At 71.5% G+C, this 6296-nt stretch carries 6 protein-coding genes; 4 read left to right on the forward strand and 2 right to left on the reverse strand.

Annotated features, from left to right (window positions below):
- On the forward strand, positions 1–603 hold a 603-nt coding region (locus tag VGC18_RS09590; protein WP_331096680.1), incomplete at its 5' end, for an NAD(P)H-dependent glycerol-3-phosphate dehydrogenase.
- A 19-nt stretch (positions 604–622) separates the two neighbouring features.
- Here VGC18_RS09590 and VGC18_RS09595 read toward each other — a convergent pair.
- Complete coding sequence (locus VGC18_RS09595) at positions 623–1138, reverse strand: DUF3515 family protein (RefSeq protein ID WP_331096683.1); 516 nt, start codon at positions 1136–1138, stop codon at positions 623–625.
- 24 nt (positions 1139–1162) lie between these two features.
- Here VGC18_RS09595 and thiL point away from each other — a divergent pair, with 24 nt between their 5' ends.
- Positions 1163–2194, forward strand: a complete 1032-nt coding sequence (gene thiL / locus VGC18_RS09600) for a thiamine-phosphate kinase (protein ID WP_331096685.1) — start codon at positions 1163–1165, stop codon at positions 2192–2194.
- 228 nt (positions 2195–2422) lie between these two features.
- On the opposite strand, the gene VGC18_RS09605 is transcribed toward thiL, so the two are convergent.
- On the reverse strand, positions 2423–3073 hold the full coding sequence (locus VGC18_RS09605; protein WP_331096687.1) for an RsmD family RNA methyltransferase: 651 nt from the start codon (positions 3071–3073) through the stop codon (positions 2423–2425).
- 104 nt (positions 3074–3177) lie between these two features.
- Between VGC18_RS09605 and VGC18_RS09610 the strand changes: the two genes are divergently transcribed.
- Entirely contained in the window at positions 3178–4302 is a 1125-nt protein-coding gene (locus VGC18_RS09610; RefSeq protein ID WP_331096689.1) for a magnesium and cobalt transport protein CorA, read from the forward strand.
- A 20-nt stretch (positions 4303–4322) separates the two neighbouring features.
- Positions 4323–6296, forward strand: a 1974-nt coding sequence (locus VGC18_RS09615) for an ATP-dependent DNA helicase RecG (RefSeq protein WP_331096691.1), incomplete at its 3' end; no start/stop codon positions are given.

Consider the following 6296-nt stretch of genomic DNA (forward strand, 5'->3'; position numbering starts at 1 on the left):
GGCCCAAACCTCGCCCTCGAGATTGCGCGCGAACAGCCGACCGCCGCGGTCATCGCCTCCGAGAATCGGGACACCGCGACCGCCGTCGCGATCGTCGCGACGAACCCGTACTTCCGCTCGTTCGTGAACACGGATGTCATCGGCACCGAGTTCGGCGGAGTGCTCAAGAACCTCATCGCCGTCGCGATCGGCATCGTGGACGGTGTCGGCTACGGCGAGAACACCAAGGCGTCGATCATCACGCGCGGTCTCGCTGAGATGACCGACTTCGCGGTTGCCTATGGTGGCCGCGCCGAGACGCTCGCCGGGCTCGCCGGGCTCGGCGACCTCATCGCCACCTGCGAGTCGCCGCTGTCGCGCAACAACACCGCCGGCCGGCTGCTCGGCCAGGGCTACAGCTTCACGGACGTCGTGAAGCAGATGAATCAGACCGCGGAGGGACTGGCCTCGGTCGCGCCCGTGCTCGAGCTGGCAGCGGCGCGCGGTGTCGAGATGCCGATCGTCACCCAGGTCGCCGGGGTGCTCGCCGGCACCATGAACCCGAGGGACATCGCCCCGCACCTCACCACGGAGAACAGCCCCGTCACCGTCCTGGTGGAATGAGCGGATGCCCGGCGGCCGCTCAGTTCGTCGGGCTCGGCGCGGGCGCCGGGGTCTCCGGGCCGTAGCCGGCGTCGTGGCTCGTGCACTGCTTGGTCTGGTCGATGGAGCCGACCGCGTTCGCCAGCGCATCCAGGACGATCGCCTCCTGGCCCTTGGTGAGTGTCGAGTCGACGACCACCTGGGTCGCCGGCTTCCTGCCGTAGGTCGTGTACACGTAGCGCGGTTTGTCCGAGGCGTCGATGATCCAGTCGATGCCCTTGACGGTGTAGCAGGTCGACGACGGCGGCGGCTGCCGGACCCCGCAGCGCAGCAGCACCGAGGCGGGATTGCCCCAGGCGGCGGTCGCCTGGGCATCGGTCTCGCGGATCGGCTGATCGACGACGGAGCTCGGCAGGCGCACGATGATCTCCGCGCATCCGGGATCGGTGGCGTCGGCGGCCGGCTGCAGCGCGACCGTCGGGGCGCAGGCGGCGAGCGCCGCCAGGATGAGCGGTGCGGCGGCGAGGAGCGTGCAGGCCCTGAGCTTCGAGTTCATCGCTTTCAGGCTACCGTTTGAAGCATGTCGTCCAGGTCAGACCAGCACAGCCCAGACACCCGCAGCCCCCAGACTCCTGGGCCAGACACCCGTGGCGCAGACACCCTCGAAGCGGTCGGGGAGTCTGCGGCGCTCGCGCGCATATTCCCCCGGCTGCCCGCCGCGGCATCCGCACTGCTCGGTCCAGGCGACGACGCCGCCGTCGTGGCCGCCCCCGACGGACGCTTCGTCGTCACCACCGACATGATGATCCACGGCCCGGACTTCCGGCTCGCCTGGTCGACTCCGCACGACCTCGGCTGGAAGGCCGCCGCCTCCAACCTGTCCGACGTGGCGGCCATGGGCGCCGTTCCGAGCGCCCTCGTCGTGGCGATCGCCGCCCCGGCCGATTCGCCGGTCGGGCTGCTCGAGGGCATCGCGGACGGGCTGAGGGACGCCTGCGAGGCGCTGTCTCCCGGCTGCGGGGTCGTCGGCGGCGACCTCTCCGTCTCCGGGACGCTGACGATCGCCGTGACCGCCTTCGGCGACCTCGAGGGCCGCGCTCCCGTCCTGCGCTCCGGCGCAAGGGTGGGTGACGTGGTCGCCGTCGCCGGGGTGCTCGGCGAGGCGGCATCCGCGCTCCGGCTGCTCTTCGCGGACGCCGTCGACGACCGCGGAGAACCGGATGCGGCGCTGGCCGCGGCCCTCCGTCCGGCCGCCGCGGCACAGCTGACCCCCCGGCCGCCGATCTGGGCCGGCCCGGTCGCCGCTCGCGGCGGAGCGACCGCGATGCTCGACCTCAGCGACGGCCTGGCCATCGACTCCGGACGGCTCGCCGCTGCGAGCGGGGTCGGCATCGACTTCGAGGGTCGTCTGCTCGGGGACGACTCCGCGCTCGCGCTCGCCGGGGGAGAGGACCACTCGCTGCTCGCGACCTTCCCGGCCGGCGCGGCCCTTCCGGAGGGGTTCCGCAGGATCGGGGTGTGCGTGGACGGCTCGGGGATCGGCGTCGACGGGGTGGCTTACGACCCGGCAGGCTGGGATCCCTACCGGGACTGGAGCGGGTCCGCCGGCTGAGCGGTGGCCGGCTGAGCGGTGGCCGGCTGAGCGGTGGCCGGCTGAGCGGTGGCCGGCTGAGCGGTGGTCGGGCCGGTGAGGGGTGATCGGTGGCGGGAGATGACGCATCGCGGCGGGAGGCGCGTCTCCCGCCACGAGGTGATTTCCGCGCCGCGAAGTGCACTATCTCCCGCCGCGGTCGCAATTCGGCGCCGCGAGCTGCGGTCTCTCCCGCCGCGACCGGGCGCGCTACAGCTCGTCCGCAAGCTCAGCCCCGGCGGCAGGCTGAGCCCCGTCCGCCGGCTGAGCCCCCGCGGCGGCTCCGACCCACCACAGGGTGGTGTCGCCGTAGTCCTTGCGCCGGTCCGGCTCGAGCCCTGGCGGCCAGACCGGCTCCGGTGACCGGCTGCTGCGCTCGAGGACGAGCAGGGCATCCGGCGCCAGCCTCGGGACCAGCGCCTCGAGATCGCGTGCCAGTTCGGCCTCGTCGAGTTCGTACGGTGGGTCCATGAAGACGAGGTCCCACGACCCGCCGCCCTCGACGGCGTTCGTGGCGCCGCTGACGAGGAAGGTCAGCACCGGCTGCGCGCTCACCTCGATGCGCGGAACGGCACCCTTCGGCGCCTGGCGCTCGACGGCCGCGGCGTTCCTTCGGCAGGCGGCGACGGCGGCGGTCCCGCGCTCGACCAGGCGGACGACGGCTGCGCCCCTGCTGGCCGCCTCGAGCCCGAGGGCGCCCGTGCCCGCGTAGAGATCGAGCACCCTGGCGCCGGCAACCGCGTCGCGGGCCTCGAGGGCGGAGAAGATCGCCTCGCGCACACGATCGCTCGTCGGACGGGTGCCGGAACCCGGGGTCGCGAGGGTGATCGAGCCGGCGAAGCCCGCGATTATCCGTGTCATCGCCTCAACGTTATGCCACCGCCCGGCACGTCGGCGCGCCAACGGTCCACCATCACCCGCCGGGATGCGCGGGTTGTTCACCCGCCGGCATTACCGTGGTCACTATGGCTCCCGAGTTCCACAACCCGTTCCGCATCCTCTCGCCGCGCAGGTCAGCGCCCAGCGAGTCGCAGGACGCGGACGCCGAGGATTCCCCGCGCCAGGCCCGCTCGAGTCTCATCAACAACGCGATCTACGAGGGCGGCAGGCGCGTGGAGACCCCCACCTCGCTCGGGGCGACCTACGCGGCCCTGGATGCGCATCCGGGCTCCATGGCGTGGATCGGCCTGTACCGGCCGAGCACGGAGGAGATCACCTCCCTCGCCGAGCAGTTCGGCCTGCACGAGCTTGCCGTCGAGGATGCGATCCTCGCCCATCAGCGACCCAAGATCGAACGCTACGGGTCCACCCTCTTCGTGGTCCTCCGGGCGGCCAGGTATGTCGACTCCGAGGAGGAGGTCGAGTTCGGGGAGCTGCACATCTTCGTCGGCAAGAACTTCGTGATCACGGTGCGGCACAGCGAGTCGCCGGACCTCTCCGTGATCCGGTCGCGGCTCGAGGGAACCCCCGAGCTGCTCGCGCGCGGGCCGGAGTTCGTGCTCTACGCCATCCTCGACGCCGTCGTCGACGGATACCTGCCCGTCGTCGGCGGCCTCTCCAACGACATCGACGAGATCGAGATCCAGGTCTTCGAGGGAGATCCGAGGGTCTCCCGGCGCATCTACGAGCTGTCGCGAGAGGTCATCGACTTCCAGCGGGCCGCGCAGCCGCTCGTGGGCATCCTCGAGCAGATCACCCAGGGCTTCGACAAATACGAGATCGAGGAGGAGCTGCGCCAGTACCTGCGCGATGTCGCCGACCACGTCATCCATGTCACCGAGCGCATCGAGGAGTTCCGCATCCTGCTGCGGGACATCCTCACGGTCAACGGCACCCTGGTCGCCCAGCGCCAGAACGAGGACATGCAGAAGGTGGGGGAGGCGAGCAACCGGCAGGCGGAGGAGGCCCGCAAGATCTCCGCCTGGGCGGCCATCCTGTTCACCCCGTCGATCATCACCGGCATCTACGGCATGAACTTCGCCTTCATGCCTGAGCTGCACTGGACCTGGGGCTACCCCTTCGCGATCCTGCTCATGGTCGCCGTCAGCGGCGCGCTGTTCTGGGTGTTCCGCAAGCGCAAGTGGCTGTAGCGGCCGGGTAGCCTCGAAGGGTGGATTCCCCGCTCGACGTTAAGCTCACGGTCGCCCTGGGCGGACGCACGGGGGCGGCGATCGAGAAGGGCCTCGGGCTGACCACGGTCGGCGATCTGCTCAGCCACTACCCGCGCCGCTACGCGCGGCGGGGCGAGCTGACCGCGCTCACCGCCCTTCCGATGGACGAGAACGTGACGATCGTCGCCGAGGTCATCGAGGTGCGCGAGCGGTCGATGCGGGCCAAGCGCGGGTCGATCGTCGAGGCGCGGATCACCGACGGCACGGGCATCCTCACCCTCACCTTCTTCAACCAGGCCTGGCGAGCCAGGGAGCTGCGGCCCGGCATGCGGGGCATCTTCGCCGGCAAGGTGGGCGACTACCGCGGCACCCTGCAGCTCGCCCACCCCGACTACGAGCTCTTCGAGACGGATGCCGAGGGCACGAGCGACGACGCGGCCCGCAGCTGGGCGGAGACGCCGATCCCGATCTATCCGGCGACAGCATCCGTCTCCTCCTGGCAGCTGCAGAAGGCGCTGGCCGTGGTGCTCGACACGCTGCCGCCGCTCGACGATCCGGTTCCCGCGGAGACCCGCGCCGAACGGAAGCTGATGACCTACTCGCGGGCCGTCGAGCTCGTCCATCGGCCGCAGAAGGACGCCGACTGGGGGGCGGCCCGCAAGGCGCTCCGCTTCCAGGAGGCCTTTGTGCTGCAGGCCGCCCTGCTGCAGCAGCGGCAACTGCTGCGCGAGCAGACCGCGGTGCCGCGGTCGCCGACCCCCGGCGGCCTGCTCGAGCGCTTCGACGCCAGGCTGCCGTTCACGCGGACGGGCGATCAGGTCGCCGTGGGCGAGGAGATCGCCGAGGACATCGCCGGGACCGCGCCGATGAACCGGCTCGTCCAGGGTGAGGTCGGCTCCGGCAAGACCCTCGTGGCCCTCCGGGCGATGCTCGCGGTCGCCGACTCCGGCGGCCAGTCAGCGCTGCTCGCGCCGACAGAGGTCCTCGCCGGCCAGCATCTGCGATCCATCGTCGGCACGCTCGGACCGGAGCTCGCCGCGGCCATCCGGCCCGCCCTCATCACCGGCCAGCTGCCGATCGCCGATCGCCGCAAGGCGACCCTCGCGGCCGTGTCCGGCCAGGCCAGGATCGTGGTCGGCACCCATGCCCTGATGAGCGACAGCGTCGGCTTCTACGATCTCGGGCTCGTGGTCGTCGACGAGCAGCACCGCTTCGGGGTGGAACAGCGCGAGGCCCTGCGCCGGAAGGGTGCGGTCCCTCCCCACGTCCTGGTGCTCACGGCGACCCCGATCCCGCGGACCGTCGCGATGACCGTCTTCGGCGACCTGGACGTGTCGACCATCGCCGAGCTTCCGAGCGGCCGGGTGCCGATCGAGACCTTCGTGGTGCCGCTGGCCGAAAAGCCGGGCTGGGTCAACCGGGTCTGGGAGCGCCTGGCCGAGGAGCTGGGCAAGGGCAGGCAGGGGTTCGTCGTGTGCCCGGCGATCGATGCGACCACCCGCGACGAGGAGGCGCTCGCCGACACCGCTCCGGAGGGCCGGGCGCCCGCGCGCGCGACCGTGACCGAGGTGATCGCGCAGCTGCGCGCGAATCCGCTGCTCGCCGGCCGCCGGATCGAGGCGCTGCACGGTCGGCTGCCCGGCGACGAGAAGGACGGACTCATGCGGGCCTTCGCGGCGGGCGAGATCGACGTGCTCGTCGCGACGACCGTTATCGAGGTCGGTGTGGACGTTCCGAACGCGTCGACCATGATCGTCCTGGACGCCGACCGCTTCGGCGTCTCTCAGCTGCACCAGCTGCGGGGCAGGGTCGGTCGGGGAGAGGTCCCGGGTCTCTGCCTCATGGTGACGGATGCCGAGAATGGCACGGTCGCCCGCGAACGGGTCGAGGCGGTCGCCTCCACCCTCGACGGATTCGAGCTCGCCCAGAAGGACCTGGAGCTCCGGCAGGAGGGCGACGTGCTGGGCAGCACG

It is taken from the genome of Lacisediminihabitans sp., from assembly GCF_036404185.1.
Lineage (GTDB): Bacteria > Actinomycetota > Actinomycetes > Actinomycetales > Microbacteriaceae > Lacisediminihabitans.